This is a genomic window from Falsiroseomonas oryzae, assembly GCF_027856955.1.
GTDB lineage: Bacteria > Pseudomonadota > Alphaproteobacteria > Acetobacterales > Acetobacteraceae > Falsiroseomonas > Falsiroseomonas oryzae.
The window spans coordinates 1-797 of record NZ_JAPSMD010000928.1; the positions used below are offsets into that span (position 1 = coordinate 1).

The window sequence follows — 797 nt, forward strand, 5'->3', positions numbered from 1 at the left end:
CGGGCGGCTTCGGCGCGCAGACGCAACCGCCCGCCGCGCCTGCCGCCGCGGCCGCGGTGATCGACGCCACTATCGCGCTGCCGCATCTTGGCGACGCGCCGCTGCTCGCCGCCGCGCAGCCGCTGCTGCAGCTGATGGGCCGGCTGCGCAACACCGTCAGCCAGCCCGATCCCGGCGAGCTGCGCGAACGCGCCGTCGCCGCCATGCGCCGCTTCGAGCAGGAGGCGCGCGCCGCCAACATCCCGATGGAGCAGCTGCGCCCCGCCCATTACGCGCTCTGCGCCGCGCTGGACGACGTGGTGCTCAACACGCCCTGGGGCAGCCAGGGCGCCTGGGCCAGCCGCTCGCTCGGCAGCACCTTCCACCAGCAGGTGCATGCCGGCGAGCGCTTCTTCCAGGTGCTGCAGCAGGTCCAGCAGGCGCCCGGCACCAACCTGCAGGTGCTGGAACTGATGTATCTCTGCCTCGCCCTCGGCTTCCAGGGCCGCTACCGCCTCTCGCCGCGCGGCCCTGCGGAGCTGGACCGCGTGCGGGAGGAGCTGCACGCCATCATCATGCGCCAGCGCAGCACGACCCCCGACCCGGCGCTGTCGCCGCGCTGGCGCGGCGTGGCAGCGCCCTACCGGCCGGCGCGGGCGCGCGTGCCGGTGTGGGTGATGGGCAGCGCGGTTGCCGCGGTGCTGGGCGGGCTGTTCCTCTGGCTGTCGGGCGGCATCGAATCCGACACCGACGGCCTGCTGGCGCGCGCCCAGGCCGCGCCGCCCGCCGCCATGCCGCAGATCGCGCGCGTCGCGCCG

1 protein-coding gene is annotated in these 797 nt (G+C 75.8%); it reads left to right on the plus strand.

Features of this window, described 5'->3' with window-relative positions; genetic code table 11:
• Nucleotides 1-797 (plus strand): type IVB secretion system protein IcmH/DotU (icmH, locus tag OZN99_RS32745; protein WP_270939349.1); only part of this gene is annotated, 797 nt, incomplete at both ends.